The sequence below is a fragment of the Actibacterium pelagium genome, from assembly GCF_002285415.1.
GTDB lineage: Bacteria > Pseudomonadota > Alphaproteobacteria > Rhodobacterales > Rhodobacteraceae > Actibacterium_B > Actibacterium_B pelagium.
Genome location: NZ_NSBU01000004.1, coordinates 150187 through 166330 on the forward strand (window position 1 = coordinate 150187; position 16144 = coordinate 166330).

The 16144-nt window shown below is 61.6% G+C and carries 11 protein-coding genes; 4 read left to right on the forward strand and 7 right to left on the reverse strand.

Annotated elements, in window-relative coordinates:
* Positions 1-111 precede the first annotated feature (111 nt).
* The 4 genes from CLM58_RS01025 to CLM58_RS01040 are packed head-to-tail and all read right to left on the reverse strand — an operon-like array spanning position 112 to position 6807.
* Complete coding sequence (locus CLM58_RS01025; RefSeq protein ID WP_095594056.1) at positions 112-2172, reverse strand: hypothetical protein; 2061 nt, start codon at positions 2170-2172, stop codon at positions 112-114.
* A complete protein-coding gene (locus CLM58_RS01030; RefSeq protein WP_095594057.1) occupies positions 2169-4928 on the reverse strand; it encodes a DUF4159 domain-containing protein in 2760 nt (919 codons plus the stop codon). Before CLM58_RS01030 ends, CLM58_RS01025 begins: the two co-directional genes overlap by 4 nt.
* Positions 4928-5803 (reverse strand): DUF58 domain-containing protein, encoded by an 876-nt coding sequence (locus tag CLM58_RS01035; RefSeq protein ID WP_095594058.1) that lies wholly within the window; start codon positions 5801-5803, stop codon positions 4928-4930. The genes CLM58_RS01030 and CLM58_RS01035 overlap by 1 nt, the downstream gene beginning before the upstream one ends.
* Positions 5800-6807 (reverse strand): AAA family ATPase, encoded by a 1008-nt coding sequence (locus tag CLM58_RS01040; RefSeq protein WP_095594059.1) that lies wholly within the window; start codon positions 6805-6807, stop codon positions 5800-5802. The genes CLM58_RS01035 and CLM58_RS01040 overlap by 4 nt, the downstream gene beginning before the upstream one ends.
* An 84-nt stretch (positions 6808-6891) precedes the next feature.
* Here CLM58_RS01040 and CLM58_RS01045 point away from each other — a divergent pair, with 84 nt between their 5' ends.
* The gene (locus CLM58_RS01045) at positions 6892-7461 is read left to right on the forward strand and encodes a DUF1285 domain-containing protein (protein ID WP_095594060.1); all 570 of its coding nucleotides are present in this window, start codon (positions 6892-6894) and stop codon (positions 7459-7461) included.
* A 220-nt stretch (positions 7462-7681) separates the two neighbouring features.
* Complete coding sequence (locus CLM58_RS01050) at positions 7682-9292, forward strand: glutamate synthase-related protein (protein WP_095594061.1); 1611 nt, start codon at positions 7682-7684, stop codon at positions 9290-9292.
* Positions 9293-9372: 80 nt separating this feature from the next.
* Here the strand turns inward: CLM58_RS01050 and polA are convergent, their stop codons facing one another.
* Both polA and CLM58_RS01060 read right to left on the reverse strand, forming a co-directional pair.
* Positions 9373-12165: a DNA polymerase I gene (gene polA / locus CLM58_RS01055; protein ID WP_095594062.1), complete on the reverse strand. Its 2793-nt coding sequence runs from the start codon at positions 12163-12165 to the stop codon at positions 9373-9375.
* A gap of 64 nt (positions 12166-12229) precedes the next feature.
* Positions 12230-12412, reverse strand: a complete 183-nt coding sequence (locus CLM58_RS01060; RefSeq protein WP_095594063.1) for a zinc-finger domain-containing protein — start codon at positions 12410-12412, stop codon at positions 12230-12232.
* A 97-nt stretch (positions 12413-12509) separates the two neighbouring features.
* On the opposite strand from CLM58_RS01060, the gene CLM58_RS01065 reads away from it, so the two are divergent.
* On the forward strand, positions 12510-13448 hold the full coding sequence (locus CLM58_RS01065) for an ABC transporter ATP-binding protein (protein ID WP_095594064.1): 939 nt from the start codon (positions 12510-12512) through the stop codon (positions 13446-13448).
* 84 nt (positions 13449-13532) lie between these two features.
* On the opposite strand, the gene CLM58_RS01070 is transcribed toward CLM58_RS01065, so the two are convergent.
* Positions 13533-14795 carry an FAD-dependent monooxygenase gene (locus tag CLM58_RS01070; RefSeq protein ID WP_188720541.1) on the reverse strand — a complete coding sequence of 421 codons (1263 nt, stop codon included), beginning with the start codon at positions 14793-14795 and terminating at the stop codon, positions 13533-13535.
* 151 nt (positions 14796-14946) lie between these two features.
* On the opposite strand from CLM58_RS01070, the gene CLM58_RS01075 reads away from it, so the two are divergent.
* Positions 14947-16137 (forward strand): aminotransferase class I/II-fold pyridoxal phosphate-dependent enzyme, encoded by a 1191-nt coding sequence (locus CLM58_RS01075; protein ID WP_095594066.1) that lies wholly within the window; start codon positions 14947-14949, stop codon positions 16135-16137.
* Positions 16138-16144 lie beyond the last annotated feature (7 nt).

Sequence of the window (16144 nt, forward strand, 5' to 3'; positions counted from 1 at the left end):
CCCCCGGCTTTTTCGATCCATAGAACCGAAGAAGTGCGGAAAAGTATATGAAAATCAGGGCTGTACTATCGGGAGGGCGACAAACCAACTTGGCCTGAAGACCCAATGCGGTTAGCGTCGCCCCTCATAAAGCCACGCGCCGACGCTAAGCATTGCCGCGATCAGCAGCATCAGCCATGCGGGGGCCAACGCAGTCAGCGAGATGCCTTGGGTTACATAAGCTTCGCGCGGGGTTACCCCGATCCAGCCACGGCCTGCGGCAACGCGGCCTTCACGGACGCGGCGAATGTCGGGGAAACCAGCCTCCAGCACCATTGCGCCGCCTCGCTGGGCTGCAACCAGCGGCTCTAACATGGCGGTGGTTGCGATCGTGTCTTCGAACTCTTTTGGCGCAGCAGGACCAACGACGATTACGGCTTCCTTGATCCCGTCTGTCAGGCGGTACAGCCCCATGCCCGGTGCCGTGAAGTTAGCCGCGAACTGGCCCGGGGAAACCTCTTCCGGCGTCACGGCAAAGGTGGACCCATCCGGCGCGGTGACCATCACATCCGGGACGGCCTCTTCCAACGTCCGGCGCAGCACGCGCACCTGCTGGCCTTCGGCAAGAGCGGTCAATGCCTCTTCTTCCAGATCGGGCTCTTTCATCATCCAATGGGCCAAGCGGCGCAGCAGTTCCAACTGCGGACCACCGCCCTCGTACCCGCGGCTCCACAGCCAAGCGTGGTCCGAAGCCAGCAGCGCCACGCGACCCTCACCGACACGATCCAGCACCAGCAAGGGCCGGTCACCCACGCCCGACATGACCGTCTGACCACCGAGGGCCTCCAGTTCGACCAACCGGAACCAGCGACCCCAATTGGCTTCGCCATCGGGGGTTTCTGCGGACAGCCCCTGCGTCACCGGGTGGCGCTCGCCCAACGGGGTGACCTCTGGGCGGAAGGCCTCTTCCACGACGCGGGCCGTAGGGGCTGCGGGCATGGCGGCCGCCAGAGGTGAACGATAAAGCGAACTGGCCGAAGCAAAATCAGGCCCCGCCGCGATCAACACGGCCCCGCCCTGTTCAACATAGTCGCGCACGTTTTCCAGATACAGCATCGGCAGGATACCGCGCCGCTTGTAGCGGTCGAAGATAATCAGGTCGAATTCGTCGATCTTCTCCAGGAACAACTCGCGGGTCGGAAAGGCGATCAGCGACAGTTCTGTCACCGGCACTCCGTCCTGTTTTTCCGGCGGACGCAGGATGGTGAAATGGACCAGATCAACCGAGCTGTCCGATTTCAGCAGATTGCGCCATGTGCGTTCCCCGGCATGAGGTTCGCCCGAGACAAGCAACACATTCAGCCGGTCGCGCACGCCGTTGATCCGCACCACGGCAGAGTTATTGCGGTCGGTCAGCTCTCCCTCTGCGGCATCAACCGTGAATTGCAGCACATTGGTCCCGCCGTGTTGCAGGGTGACGGGGACCTCCATATCGCGGTTCAGCGGTACTTGGACGACCTGTTCCTCACCGCCATCAACCGAAATGCGCAGGGGCACCAGGCCACCGGCGGTCAGCGGCACATCCCCCTGATCTTCGATCCGAAGGGTCAGGGTCAGCTGTTCGTCGATGATCGCAAAGGCCGGGGCGTTCTTGATGATCAGGCGGCGATCCCAGTCGGTCTGCCTGCCAGTCAGCAGAGCGTGGATCGGGAAACCGACCTCGGGTGCGAAGTCCATGTCATGGACCTGCCCGTCCGACAGCAGCATGGTGCCCGCAATCCGGGCACGCGGCAGCTCTGCCAACGCCTGATTAAGCGCAGCCATCATCAGGCTGCCGCTATTGTCTTCGCCGTCTTCGAACCGGACGATCCGCAGCTCGGTGTTGGGCAGGGCGTTGACCTCTGCTTGAACGGCGGCAATCGCATCTTCTGTCTGATCGGGGCGGTCGGACAAGGACTGGCTGGCGCTGTCATCGACCACCAGCAACACGATATCCGACAGCGGAGAGCGCTCTTCGATCTGAAGTGAAGGATTGGCCAGCGCCATCAACAAGGCCACCGCAGTCAGCCCCCGCAGCCACCAGCCCGATTGTCCGCGCCAAAGGCTCCACCCTGTGAAAACCACCGCCAAGGCACAGGCAATCCAGATCACCAGCCACGGCAGAAGGGGCGCAAAGACGATGCTTCCGTTCATTGGCCCAGCCTTTCCAGAAGCGCCGGCACATGGACTTGGTCGGACTTATAGTTGCCAGTCAGAACATGCATGATCAGGTTGATGCCAAAGCGATACGCGATCTCGCGCTGGCGGGCCCCGGCATAACCGCGTCCAACCGGGTACATCGGCGCGCCCTGCGCATCTATCGCCCATGCCGCCGCCCAGTCGTTGCCGCCAATCACCACAGGTGTGACCCCGTCGTTGAGGTTGCGGAAGGGCATGCCCTCGGCCAGTTCGGCATCCGGTGGTGCCGCTTCGACCCAGACGCCGCCAGCGTTGTGACGGCCGGGGAAGCCTTGCAAAAGATAGAAGGTGCGCGTCAGCACGTGATCTTCGGGCACGGGTTCCAGCGGCGGAATATCCAAGGGGCGCGCAATCAGCTGTAGCCGACGACCTTCCGGCGTCACCGCCCCGGTATTACCAAGGTTGCCATCGCGCGTATCAAACAGGATCAGCCCACCGGTCCGCAGATAGCGGTTCAGCTTCGTATACGCCTCGTTCGAGGGCAGCTCTTGATTGGCGGTGATCGGCCAATAAAGGAAGGGGAAGAAGGCCAGTTCATCCCGCTCAAGATCAACCGCAATCGGCGTCAGTGGTTCCACGGCGGTGCGCTCGGTCAGCTTACGGGACAGGCCCACCAGCCCGGCGCGCGCCATTTCGTCGACGCTGGCATCACCAGTCAGCACATGGGCCAGAACCACGCCCTCGGTGGCCTCAAAGGCCAGTTGGTCGTCAACCTCTTGCGCCTGCGAGTCGGGCACCAGAACCATCAGAGCGATCAAAGCGACAAACCCCTGACGCGCGCCGCGCAGCCGTCCCGACAGCCACATCGAGGCAACCATGTCCACGGCCAACAGGATCAGCGCAAGGGTCAGCAGATGACCTTTCAACAGCTGTTCGGCCCGTGTTTCCAGACCCTCTACAGGCACCGATGCCGGCCAGTTCGTGGCCGAAAGCGCGCGATCCGGGGCGATCACATTCACCGACAAACGGCGGTCCCCGCCGGAATACAGCCCCGGCATCAGGTCTGGGCCGACCTGTCCGGCGGCCAGACGTTCGCCCGGAACACCCGGCATGATCCCGGCGTCTTCCAACTGGCCAAAGCCAGTCAGCACCTGTTCGGGCACCCAAGTCGTGCCTTCCAGTTCTTCCGCGGAAGGGCGGGTTCCGCCGGACGAAACGGCCAGCCGTTCCAGCATCTGCACAAACAGTCCCGACAGCGGCAGCGTCGACCATTCTGCATTCGCCGTAACATGGAACAGGACAACCTGCCCCTGCCCGACCGGCTTACGTGTCACCAGCGGCGTTCCATCGCTGAGCGTTGCCAAGACGCGTTCGGCCAGCTCTGGCCCCGGCTGCGCCATGACCTGAGACGACACGCGTACATCTTCGGGGATGCCCAAACCGTAAAACAGGCTGCCCTCGGCAAAGGGGCGCAGGGCTTTGGGTTCTCCCCAGCTCATCGCGCCGCCGACATTGCGACCTCCGGCCCGCAGGCGAACCGGCAACAGCGGGTCTTCTTCGGCGCGGCTGACATCGCTTGCTGCAAGGCGCGGACCGGCAAAGCGCAGCAGAAGGCCGCCAGCCTCGGTCCACTTCAGCAGGGCCTGTTCTTCAGCCTCGGCCACGGTCGCCACGTCGGCAAGGATAAGAACGTCAGGGTTCGCGGGCAGGATATCCAAGAGCGCGCCATCCAGCAGGTCGGCGCTTGGGCGCAAGGCCTTGTCCAGATAGTGGAGCGGCGACAACAGTTGCAGCCCTTCGCGCTGTTCGCGACCGGCGATCATGGCGATCTCGCGGCGTTTCAGACTGTCATCCCCCAGCACAACGGCACCCGCGCTGCGCTGCCCGGCAATTGCAAAGCGGGTCACCCGGTTGCGCAATTCCGGCGGCAGGGACATGCGCGCCTCTGCGGTGTTTTCACCTTCCTCAAACAGGGCGGTGACCTGTTCCAACTCTCGCTCGACACCATTGGGATCCAGCCCAATCGCACTTAGCGCGACATCCGGGTTGGCCCCGGCGCGATCACGCAGAACGGTCAGGACGATGTCGCTGTCGTCGACCACTGGTGGACGCAGGCCATAGGCCGGTCCGGGGCTTTCAAAGACCTGAACTGCGCCACGGGCGTCCAAGGCACCAAGCACCTCTGTCCGCCAATCGGCATCCAGCCCATTCGACAGCCAGAACGTATCAAATCGACCCTCAAGACCGTCAGCCCAAGCAATGACCTCTGCATTGATCGGGTCCCAGGGATGCGGGGCAAGACCCGGGATCTGCGCGGCCCATTCGCGAGCAGGCTGAAACTGCAGCCCTTCCTCGGGCAATTCCGTTGCCAAGGCCAGCGCCACAGGGCGCCCATCCGTCGCTGCCTTTTCCAACAGGACCTCAACCCGGTCCATCCGACGCGACCAGTCGCGCGCATCCGCCCAACCGCCATCAATCAGCACCAGCAAGGGCCCGCTGCCCCCCTGATTTTTCGAGGGGTTCAGAACCGGCCCGGCAAAGCCCAGAATAATCGCGGCAATCGCCAGCGTGCGCAGCAGCAACAGCCACCACGGCGTGCGATCCGATTGAGTTTCGTCGTCGGTCAGCCCAAGCAACAGCGCGACACCGGGGAACCGCCGCTTGATCGGGGCGGGCGGCACGGCGCGCAGCAACAGCCAAAGGATCGGCAGCGCGGCAAGCCCGGCCAGAAGCCAGGGCGCAGTAAATCCTATGGGGCCAAGCGTGAACATCAGGCGGCTCTCTCCAATGCGGTGTAAAGCCACAATAGCGCAGACTGAGAGCTATCGCCCGTATGGTGCGTGCTGAACTGCCAATCGGCCAGATGGGCAAGTTCTGACAGGCGTGCTTTGCGTTCGGCCAAGCGGTCCAGATAGCGATCCCGCAGCTCTCCGGCCTGAAGGGTCTCGTGGTGCAGCGTGCCGCCCATGCTTTCGAAAATGGTGCGGCCGTTGAAGGGAAAGGCTTCTTCATCGGGATCAAGAACCTGCAGCAGCGCGCCTTTGACGCCGCGATCCGCGGCCTTGGCCAAGGCGGCCTCGACCGGGGCCAAGTCGCCCATGAAATCCGAGATAAACACGGCGCGGGCATGGGGCAGCATGCCCCGGGCCTCTGGTTCGCCATAGTCGCCCAGACCGCCGGTGTCGCTGAAGACCTCTGCTAGACGCAGCAGTTGCAGGGGGCCGCTGCGCGGGGGCAGCTCAAATCCGGACAGGCCAACGCGTTCCCCGGCCCGGTTCAAAAGAACCGCGACGGCCAGCCCCAAAAGGCGGGCCCGTTCGGATTTGTCGGGGCGATCTTTCGACCCTGTGAACAGCATGGATTGCGAGTGATCGACCCAAAGCAGAACGCTTTGCGCGGCTTGCCATTCTTTTTCACGCACGAAATGGGCGTCCGACCGGGCCGACCGACGCCAGTCGATCCGTCGCGCCGGGTCGCCGGGGGTTGCCGGGCGATACTGCCAGAACTCATCCCCCGTGCCCGCCCGCCTGCGCCCATGCGCGCCCATCATCACGGTCGACGCCAGATGTTCGGCTTCGGCCAGAAGGGGCGGAAGGGCCGCCGCGAGCTCTTCTGCGCGGGCGCGGAGGGCGGTGGGTGATCTCACGCAGCGGCCTCGGTCGCCAGCACGCTGTTGGTCACATCATTGATAACATCGCCAAGTTCAACACCGCGGGCACGGGCCGCAAAGCTAAGCGCCATCCGGTGTTTCAAAACCGGGGCCGCCATCGAGGCCACGTCTTCCGGCGACGGCGCCAAACGCCCATCCAGCAGGGCCTGCGCCCGAACTGTCAGCATCAGCGACTGCGCGGCACGCGGGCCGGGGCCCCAGGCAACATTTTCTTTGACAATCTGCGGGGCCTCGGGGCTTTCGGGGCGACAGGCGCGTACCAGATCAAGAATCTGGGCGACGATGGCTTCGCCCACCGGCATCCGGCGCAAGGTGGTCTGGGCGGCCAATAGTTCTTCGCCGGTAAAGACCGCCTCTGCTTCATCTTCTGATGTGCCCGTCGTGGCCATCAGGATGTCATGTTCGGTGCCGCGATCGGGGTAAGGCACGTCGATTTGCAGCAGGAAACGGTCCAACTGCGCCTCTGGCAACGGATAGGTGCCTTCCTGTTCAATCGGGTTCTGGGTGGCCAGCACGTGGAACGGGGCGTCCAATTCATGTTCGTGGCCTGCAATGGTGACGGCCTTTTCCTGCATCGCCTGCAACAGCGCCGACTGGGTCCGCGGGCTTGCGCGGTTGATCTCATCTGCCATAAGCAGCTGACAGAAGATCGGACCTTTGATGAAACGGAAAGCTCGCGATCCGTCATCAGCCGTTTCCAGAACCTCGGACCCCAGAATATCGGCGGGCATCAGGTCAGGCGTGAACTGGATGCGTCGCCCGTTCAGCCCCATCACCGTCGACAAAGTGTCGACCAGCCGCGTTTTACCAAGCCCCGGCAGACCGACCAGCAACCCGTGACCGCCACACAAAAGCGCCGACAGCGTCAGGTCTACAACCCTGTCTTGTCCGATGAACCGCCGACCAATACTGGCCTTGGCAAGCGCCAGACGTTCACCCAGTTTTTCGATCTCGGCGATAAGCTCGGACGCGTCGGACATGGTCACTCTCCTGTTGCTGTTCTACAGTTCTATTAAAGGCAGATATTTCGTTTCGCACAAATGACAAAAAGAGAAGTTGGACAAATGATCGTGAAACCGACCGCAGATGGCATCGCAGCGGCTGCAAAAAAGGCATCCAAGAAGGGGCCGCCGCCGGTGCATCTGTGGAACCCGCCCTTCTGCGGTGATCTGGAGATGCGGATCGCGCGGGACGGGACGTGGTTCTATCAGGGCTCTCCGATCAACCGGCACTCTCTGGTGAAGCTGTTTTCCTCGATCATTCGCAAGGATGGTGAAGATTACGTTCTGGTCACCCCGGTTGAAAAAGTTGGCATCACCGTCGAAGACGCGCCTTTCGTGGCCATCGATCTAGAGGCGACGGGCGAAGGCGAAGAGCAATCCCTGACCTTCACCACCAATGTCGAGGACAGCGTGACAGCCGGCCCCGATCACCCGATCCGCGTAGAGCGTGACCCAGAGACAGGCGAACCTGCGCCTTACGTCCTGATCCGGTCCAACCTTGAGGCGCTGATTGACCGCAAAAGCTTTTACCGGCTCGTCGACATCGGCACCCACAAGGATGACTGGTTCGGTGTCTGGTCGGGCGGGACGTTCTTTCCGGTCATCCCCTCGGCAGAGCTGGAAACATCCTGACGAAACGCTGCCAAAAGGCGGGTTGGACAAAGCGCGATGACCGTCGAACTGCGGGAGCAAACCGGTAGGAACCCTAAAAGTGGCAAGCCTTCTTCGGCGGCGGCCATCTGTGTGACCTCGCAAAAACTTGTGGGCCCTCAGCCGCTAAAATTGTTGATTTTGATGCCTGCCTCCCGCTGACTGGACCTCAACGGACATTGCAAGTTTGGAGGGCGCGCACATGAACCGAGTTTCCGTCGCAGACCTGGCATCCCTACCGGATCGAAAACCGCAATACGCTTTGGTCGGCGAGGTCGATCTGGTGGTGGTGCGCTTTGATGACGAGGTTTCGGTCTTCTACGGGCGGTGCCTGCACCGGGGCGCGCTGATGTCAGATGGGTTCGTCAGCGGCAAAAACCTGATCTGTGGATTGCACTATTGGGATTACAGGCTGGACAGCGGGGTCTCGGAATATGCCAATGAAGAGGCTCTGCCCAAGTTCCGGTCGTGGGCAGAAGACGGACAGGTCTGGGTCGACGAAGACGGAATCAAAGCCTGGGCGCAGGAAAACCCCCAGCCGTTCAACCGTGATGCCTATCTGGGGCTTTACGCCGACACCTCCCACGGAACTGCGGAAGAGCCCAACAACGGTCTCATCCAGCAATATGCGCGCGACGGGCTGACCAAGACCGGGCACCACGGGCGCGTCGAATCCATGGGGGTGCCCCGCGATCAGCTGCCAAGCTGGGATGACATTCAGCTGCTGACGGCGCAGCTACATCGGGCACCGCTTCTGGATGACGATCCGGTTGGCACCGAAGTGGTGATCGGCCCCAACGCGCAGAAACCCTTGCGTCTGAAAATCCCGCTCTTCGTCTCAGACATGTCCTTTGGCGCCTTGTCGGAACCGGCCAAGGTTGCGTTGGCCCGCGGGGCGGAATTGGCGGGCACCGGAATATGCTCTGGTGAAGGCGGCATGCTACCGGAAGAGCAACAGGCCAATTCGCGTTATTTCTACGAGCTTGCCTCGGCCCGTTTTGGGTTTAGCTGGGACAAGCTGGCCGACGTACAGGCCTTCCATTTCAAAGGCGGACAGGGCGCGAAAACCGGCACCGGCGGTCACCTGCCTGGCAAGAAGGTCAAAGCCAAGATTGCTGAGGTCCGTGGGTTAAATCCGGGGCAGGATGCGATCTCTCCGCCGCGGTTCCCGGAATGGACGGACCCAGCACAGATAAGGGAGTTTGCCGACGAGGTGCGCGACCGCACGGGTGGCATTCCCATTGGCTATAAGCTGTCAGCGCAGCATGTCGAGAAGGACATTGATGCCGCGTTAGAGGTTGGCGTGGACTACATCATCCTTGACGGTCGCGGTGGCGGCACCGGCGCGGCGCCGACCATTTTCCGGGACAACATATCTGTCCCCACCATCCCCGCACTGGCCCGCGCCCGGCGGCATCTGGATGTATTGGACCGTAAAGACGTGACGCTTGTCATCACGGGCGGGCTGCGCAAACCTGCCGACTTCATCAAGGCGATGGCGCTTGGGGCCGATGCCGTGGCCCTGTCGAACTCTGCCATGCAGGCCATTGGCTGCATCGCGATGCGCGCCTGTCACACGAACAACTGTCCCGTCGGCATCGCCACGCAAAAACCGCATCTGGTGAACCGTCTGCAGATCGAAAAGTCCGCCCGCCAACTGGCCAATTTCTTCGATGCCTCGGTCGAACTAATGCAGGTCATGGCCCGCGCTTGCGGCCACGATCACCTGTCGAAGTTCAATGCAAATGACCTGACGACATGGAAAAGAGACATGGCAGACCTGTCCGGGGTGGCATTCGGAGGCGTCGCCTAACCACGAGGGGCATGAAGGCGCACCAAAGCATAAAGGCTAAGGCGCGCAGTGAATCCGAAACCCTTGACTGGAAAATGGTCTTAGTGTGCTTCGGCCCAGTTGGCACCTTGCCCTGCGTCGACGGTTAGCGGCACGTCCAGATGGACGGCAGGGTCGGCGGCATTTTCCATGATGTCGCGGATGACCGGGATGCAATCATCGACTGCACCTTCTTCCACCTCAAAGATCAGTTCATCGTGGACTTGCAGCAGCATGGTCGCGGGCAGGTTTTCGATGGCGTCGGGCATGCGGATCATTGCGCGGCGGATCACGTCAGCGGCGGTGCCTTGGATCGGCGCATTGATCGCGGCGCGTTTGGCAAAGCCTGCGTGTGGGCCCTTGGCATTGATCTCGGGCGTGTGGATTTTGCGGCCGAACAGGGTTTCGACATGCCCGTGTTCCTTGGCGAACTTCACGGTGTCATCCATGTAGTCCTTGATGCCCGGGAAACGCTCGAAATACCGGTCGATAAAGCCCTGCGCCTCGGCCCGCGGGATGCGCAGGTTGCGGGCAAGACCAAAGCCCGAGATGCCATAGATCACACCGAAGTTGATCGCCTTGGCCTGACGGCGAATATCGGGCGTCATTTCGTCCAGTGGTACGTCGAACATCTCTGACGCGGTCATCGCGTGAATGTCGTGGCCATCGCGGAAGGCCTGTTTTAGACTGTCGATCCCGGCGACATGGGCCAGAATGCGCAACTCGATCTGGCTGTAGTCGAGGCTGACAAGAACCTTGCCGGTGTCGGCAACGAATGCCTCGCGGATGCGGCGCCCTTCCTCGGATCGGACGGGGATGTTTTGCAGGTTCGGATCGGTCGAGGCCAGACGCCCGGTATTCGCACCCGACTGAATGTATGAGGTATGCACCCGACCCGTATCCGGGTTGATGTGTTCCTGAAGCGCATCGGTGTAGGTGGACTTCAGCTTTTGCAGCTGGCGATAGTCCAGCACCCGCGCGGGGAAGTCATGCTCTGTGGCAAGGTCTTCCAAGGCCTGCGCCGGGGTAGACCACTGGCCAGTTTTGGTTTTCTTGCCGCCTTCAAGCGCCATCTCGCCAAACAGGATTTCGCCCACCTGCGCGGGGGATTGGACATTGAACGGGTGGCCCGCAAGTTCGTGCAATTCGGCCTCTAGCCCTGCCATTTTCTGGGCAAAGGCGTTGGACATGCGCGACAGGGTATCGCGGTCGACCTTGATGCCCGACATCTCCATCTTGGCCAGCACCGGCACCAGCGGGCGTTCCAGCGTTTCATAGACAGTGGTGACGCGCTTTTGGTGCAGCTTCGGCTTGAACAGCTGCCACAGGCGCAGGGTGATATCGGCGTCTTCAGCGGCGTATTTGGTGGCCTCGTCGATATCGACCTTGTCGAAGGTGATCGCGGACTTGCCCGTGCCAAGCAGTGATTTGATCGAGATCGGCGTGTGGTTCAGATAGGTATCTGACAGCGTGTCCATGCCGTGATTATGCAGCCCTGCATTCTGGGCGTAGGACATCAGCAACGTGTCGTCGATTGGGGCAACATTGACCCCGTAGCGGGTGAAAATCTTGCAGTCGTATTTGGCATTCTGGAAGATCTTCAGGACGCTGGCATCTTCCAGCATGGGCTTCAGCATTCTCAGGGCTTCGGCCTCATCCATCTGACCTTCGGCCAGCGCACCGGTCCCAAACAGGTCATCGTCGCCCGTTTTGTGGATCAGCGGGATATAGCAGGCTTTGCCGGGCTCGACCGACAGGGAAATCCCCACCAGATCGACGCGCATTTCATCAAGGCCGGTGGTCTCTGTATCGACCGCCACATAGCCGCGCTTATAGGCTTGGTCGATCCACCCCTGCAGGGCGGCGGCGTCGCGCACGCATTCGTACGTCTCGGGCTCGAACGGAAGGTCTTCGGGCTCGTCCGGGGCATTGGCCTCGGGTGCAATTTCAGGTGCGGCGGGGGGCTCGACCCCCAGCTGGTCCGCGATCCGCTTGGTCAGCGTGCGGAACTCCATCTCGTTCAAGAATCCAAGAAGCGCGTCAGGCTCTGGATCCCGGACCTCAAGCGTTTCCAGCCCGAAGTCCAGATCCATGTTCTGGTCCAGCGTCACCAGTTTCTTCGACAGCTCGATCTGGTCGCGCTTTTCCAGCAGAGTCTGGCGGCGCTTGGGCTGTTTGATCTCTTCGGCACGGTCCAAAAGGGTTTCCAGGTCACCGTATTCATTGATCAGAAGCGCGGCGGTCTTCACGCCGATGCCGGGGGCGCCGGGGATGTTATCCACGCTGTCGCCCGCAAGGGCCTGAACGTCGATCACGCGCTCGGGGCCGACGCCGAATTTCTCTTCCACCTGCTCGGTGCCAATGCGCTTGTTCTTCATGGCATCGAACATTTCGACCCCGCCGCCGACCAGCTGCATAAGGTCCTTGTCGGAACTGATGATGGTCACGCGCCCGCCAGCTTCGCGCCCTTGGCGCGCAAGCGTTGCGATGATGTCGTCGGCCTCGAACCCCTCTTGTTCGATGCAGGCGATGTTGAAAGCACGGGTGGCTTCGCGGGTCAGAGGCATCTGCGGACGCAGGTCTTCCGGCATCGCATCGCGGTTGGCCTTGTACAGGTCATACAGGTCGTTGCGGAACGTGTGGCTGCCCTTGTCGAAGATCACCGCCACATGGGTCGGCGCGTCGGGACCTTTGTTGTCCTCGACTATCTTGTAAAGCATGTTGCAGAACCCGCTGACCGCCCCGATCGGCAGGCCGTCGGATTTGCGCGTCAGAGGGGGCAGCGCATGGAAGGCGCGAAAGATAAAGGCCGACCCGTCGATCAGGTGCAGATGGCACCCTTTTCCAAAGCTCATCTCATGCCCTCCCGGCGCGCATCGCGCCCCGAAAGGCTTCGGCTTTGGGGCGATGATAGTTGGATTACTTCTCGACCGCTTTAGCCGGGTCGTAGATGTATTTCTTGTCGCAATAGCCGCATTCGACCTCATTGGTGTCATGCGGGATGCTCAGCCAGACACGCGGATGGCCCAATGCCCCTTCGCCACCATCACAGGCCACGCGGCGCTGGGCGACAACTTCAGTTTCAGGGGCTTCGATGGTCATGGTTTCCGCTCCGTCCTTGATGGCCTATATGGTGGCCCTAGATCAGCGGGCATGATAGCGATTGCGCGCACAGGGGCAAGCCGGAAGGGGCATCCAAATGGTCGATTATGCGATCGAAATTGAAGGGCTGCAGAAAACCTATGCCGCCGCCGGGGGCGGAGCGCCGAAACACGCGCTGAAGGGCGTCGATCTGCAAATCCCCGCTGGCTCTATTTTTGGGCTTCTGGGGCCCAATGGCGCCGGCAAGTCGACGATGATCAACATTCTGGCGGGACTGGTGAACAAGACCTCGGGCAAGGTCAAAATTCGCGGTTGGGATCAGGATGTGAACCCGCGCCAAAGCCGCGCGGCCATCGGTGTCATGCCACAAGAGCTGAACCTAGACCCCTTCTTCACCCCATTCGAAGCGCTTGAGGTGCAGGCAGGCCTTTATGCCGTGCCAAAGCAAGAGCGGCGTTCGATGGAAATTCTTGACATGGTGGGGCTTGCTGACAAGGCCAATGCCTATGCCCGGTCGCTGTCGGGCGGGATGCGTCGCCGCTTGCTGCTGGCCAAGGCGCTGGTTCACAACCCGCAGGTTTTGGTGCTGGATGAACCTACCGCAGGCGTCGATATCGAACTGCGCCAGATGCTGTGGACGAACGTGCGCCGCCTGAACGAGGAAACCGGCCTAACCGTGATCCTGACCACCCATTACCTAGAAGAAGCGCAAGAGATGTGCGACGAGATCGCCATCATCAACCACGGAGAGGTCGTCATCCGCGACAGCACCAATGCGCTTTTGAACCGCCTCGATGGCAAGACTTTGGTGATCTATCCCCATGGCGATGCCCCCGCAACGCTACCCCTTCCCGAAGGTGTCACGATGGAACGGCGTCCAAACGATGCGCTGGCCTTCACCTACAATCGCAGCCAGATCGGCACCGGGGCATTGATGGAAGAGTTGCGCGCCCACGGATTGCACATTCGCGACGTGGCCACCGAAGAGCCGGATCTGGAAGATGTCTTCCTCGACCTGACCAAATCCCGCGACTGACGCTTCGCCCTGCGGTCAGGCTTACCCTTCTGGAAGCTGGCCCCTGATACACCCCCCCTGCGTCCGCTAGGGCGTCGAGGCGATTTACAGTGACCGCCCCTGCATCAATTGCGGCAGGTCGCCGGTTAGCCCGGCGGCCTCACGTATAAAGCTGCGGCGCAGGCCGGGCATGGCATTCACCGCGCCAAGGCCAAGATCGCGAAGCCCCCGCAGCAGCGGATTGTCATTCGAAAACAGCTTATTGATCCCGTCCGTCGCGGCGGCCAGCGCGGCGGTGTCCCAACGGCGCCACCGCTGATAGCGTTCCAGAACGTCAATCGCGCCGATATCCTCACCTCGACGACGGGCGCCGACCAGAACTTCGGCCAAGGCGGCAATATCGCGGAACCCAAGGTTCAGCCCCTGCCCCGCGATCGGGTGCACCCCGTGCGCGGCGTCGCCAACCAGCGCCAATCGCTGGTCCACGAACCGTTCAGCAAGGGTCAGGTTCAACGGATAGGTGAAACGCGCGCCGGCCAGATGAATCTCCCCAAGGAAATCCCCGAACCGGGGGCGCAGGACCTCTAGATAGGCCTCGTCATCCAGTGCTTGAATGGTGGCGGCACGCTCGTTGGACTCGGTCCAGACGATGGAACTGGCATTGCCCGGCAGGGGCAAGATCGCCAGAGGACCCGCAGGCATGAAATACTGATGCGCGATGCCGTTGTGCGGCAGTTCATGGCCAATTGCGCAGACCAGCGCGGTCTGGCCATAGTCCCAGCCCTGCCGCTTGATCCCGGCGCGTTCGGCGGTGCCGCTTTTACGTCCGTCACAGCCGATCAGGACCCGTGACCGCAGCCCGCGCCCCGAGGCCAGCGTGACACTCACGCCCCCCGACTGCACATCCTGCGCAACAACAGTATCTTCCGAAATTTGCGTGATCCGGTCCTCAGCCGCCATCGCGTCCAGCAGGGCGCGACGCAGATAACGATCCTCGATCATATGGCCCATCGGGCCTTCTTCGATTTCCGCGTGGTCGAAATGCAGCCAAAGGGGTGAAGGCCCCTCACCCGCGCGACCATCGGTGATCTTGATCTCAAGCATGGGTTGCGCGCTGTCTTTCAGCCCATCCCACAGACCCAAGGCCTGCAGCATCCGGACAGAGCCAAGCGCCAGCGCATATCCCCGCCCGTCAAAGCCAGCATCAGCCCGCTGATCCAGCGGAAGCGCGTCGACAACAGTCACTGCCATCCCCGCCTGCGCCAGCGCCAGGGCCAAGGTAGGGCCGTTCAGCCCGCCACCTACGATCACAACATCAGAATCAAAGTCCATGGCCCTCAATATGAGCGTGCAGGCAGGATTGTCCATGCGCGGGGATGCCGCGATAGGGCATGACTCAAATGCCACAAGAACGCCCCTCAACCCGGTGGATTCCCTTGCTTTTTCTGGACGGGACGCGATTTGCCCGGTATCGTCGGGGCAATAAGGGGCGAAACGACCCCAAGAATTGAGGCACATAATGGGTCCATTGACCTATCCCGAGCGGTTTTCGAACCTGCCAGAATACGCGTTTCCGCGTCTGCGGAGCCTTCTCGACGTGCATGCGCCGGGCGGTGAGGTCATGCATATGACCATTGGCGAACCGAAACACGCCTTTCCCGCTTGGGTCTCTGACATCATTGCCGAGAACGTCGCCGGTTTCGGGAAATACCCGCCGAATGATGGCTCTCCTGAACTACAGGCCTCTATCGCGAGTTGGATCAAGCGCCGCTATGGCGTCGATATTGACCCTGCGACGCAGGTTCTGGCCCTGAACGGCACCCGCGAAGGGCTGTTCAACGCCACGTTAGCCCTGTGCCCCGAGACCAAGAATGGCGCGCAGCCGATCGTGCTGACGCCCAACCCGTTTTACCAAGTCTATGCGGTGGCCGCTCTCACAGTTGGCGCGCAACCGCATTATGTTGCCGCCACGCGCGAAACCGGGTTCCTGCCGGACTACGCCTCCTTACCGGCAGAGATCCTCAATCGCGTGGCGGTGGCATATATCTGCTCGCCGTCGAACCCGCAGGGCGCCGTGGCCAGCCGAGACTATTGGAAAGACCTGTTCGCTCTGGCCGAGAAGTACAATTTCCGCGTCTTCGCCGACGAATGCTATTCCGAGATCTACCGCAACGACCCGCCGCCGGGCGCGATGGAAGTCGCGCAAGAGGTTGGCTTCGACCCTGACAAGCTGATGATCTTCCATTCGCTGTCGAAACGGTCGAACCTGCCGGGGCTGCGCTCTGGCTTTGTTGCGGGCAGCGAACCCAATATCGCCAAGATGAAGCAGCTGCGCGCCTATGCCGGTGCCCCCCTGCCCCTGCCCTTGCAACGTGTGGCGGAAAAGGTCTGGGCGGATGAAGAGCACGTGATCGAAAACCGCGCGCTTTACGCCGAAAAATTTGAAATGGCGGATGCGCTGCTTGGCGACATCCCAAATTATATGCCGCCCGAGGCCGGGTTCTTTCTGTGGCTTCCTGTCGATGACGGGGAAACGGCGGCACTGAAACTATGGCAAGAGACCGGCGTACGGGTCCTGCCAGGCGCCTTTCTGGCGCGAGAGGTGAACGGGGAAAACCCCGGCGCCGGGTATCTAAGGGTCGCCTTGGTGGCCCCAAAAGAAGAAACGCAGCGCGGGCTCATCACGCTTCGCGACTGCCTGTATAGGTGAGGACGGT

Excerpts from the sequence above, each read along its gene's own strand:
- CLM58_RS01040 (WP_095594059.1), bottom strand. The coding sequence starts at position 6,807 with ATGTCCGACGCGTCCGAGCTTATCGCCGAGATCGAAAAACTGGGTGAA.
- CLM58_RS01065 (WP_095594064.1), top strand. The coding sequence starts at position 12,510 with ATGGTCGATTATGCGATCGAAATTGAAGGGCTGCAGAAAACCTATGCC.
- CLM58_RS01025 (WP_095594056.1), bottom strand. The coding sequence starts at position 2,172 with ATGAACGGAAGCATCGTCTTTGCGCCCCTTCTGCCGTGGCTGGTGATC.
- CLM58_RS01060 (WP_095594063.1), bottom strand. The coding sequence starts at position 12,412 with ATGACCATCGAAGCCCCTGAAACTGAAGTTGTCGCCCAGCGCCGCGTG.
- CLM58_RS01030 (WP_095594057.1), bottom strand. The coding sequence starts at position 4,928 with ATGTTCACGCTTGGCCCCATAGGATTTACTGCGCCCTGGCTTCTGGCC.
- CLM58_RS01045 (WP_095594060.1), top strand. The coding sequence starts at position 6,892 with ATGATCGTGAAACCGACCGCAGATGGCATCGCAGCGGCTGCAAAAAAG.
- CLM58_RS01050 (WP_095594061.1), top strand. The coding sequence starts at position 7,682 with ATGAACCGAGTTTCCGTCGCAGACCTGGCATCCCTACCGGATCGAAAA.
- CLM58_RS01075 (WP_095594066.1), top strand. The coding sequence starts at position 14,947 with ATGGGTCCATTGACCTATCCCGAGCGGTTTTCGAACCTGCCAGAATAC.
- CLM58_RS01070 (WP_188720541.1), bottom strand. The coding sequence starts at position 14,795 with ATGGACAATCCTGCCTGCACGCTCATATTGAGGGCCATGGACTTTGAT.
- polA (WP_095594062.1), bottom strand. The coding sequence starts at position 12,165 with ATGAGCTTTGGAAAAGGGTGCCATCTGCACCTGATCGACGGGTCGGCC.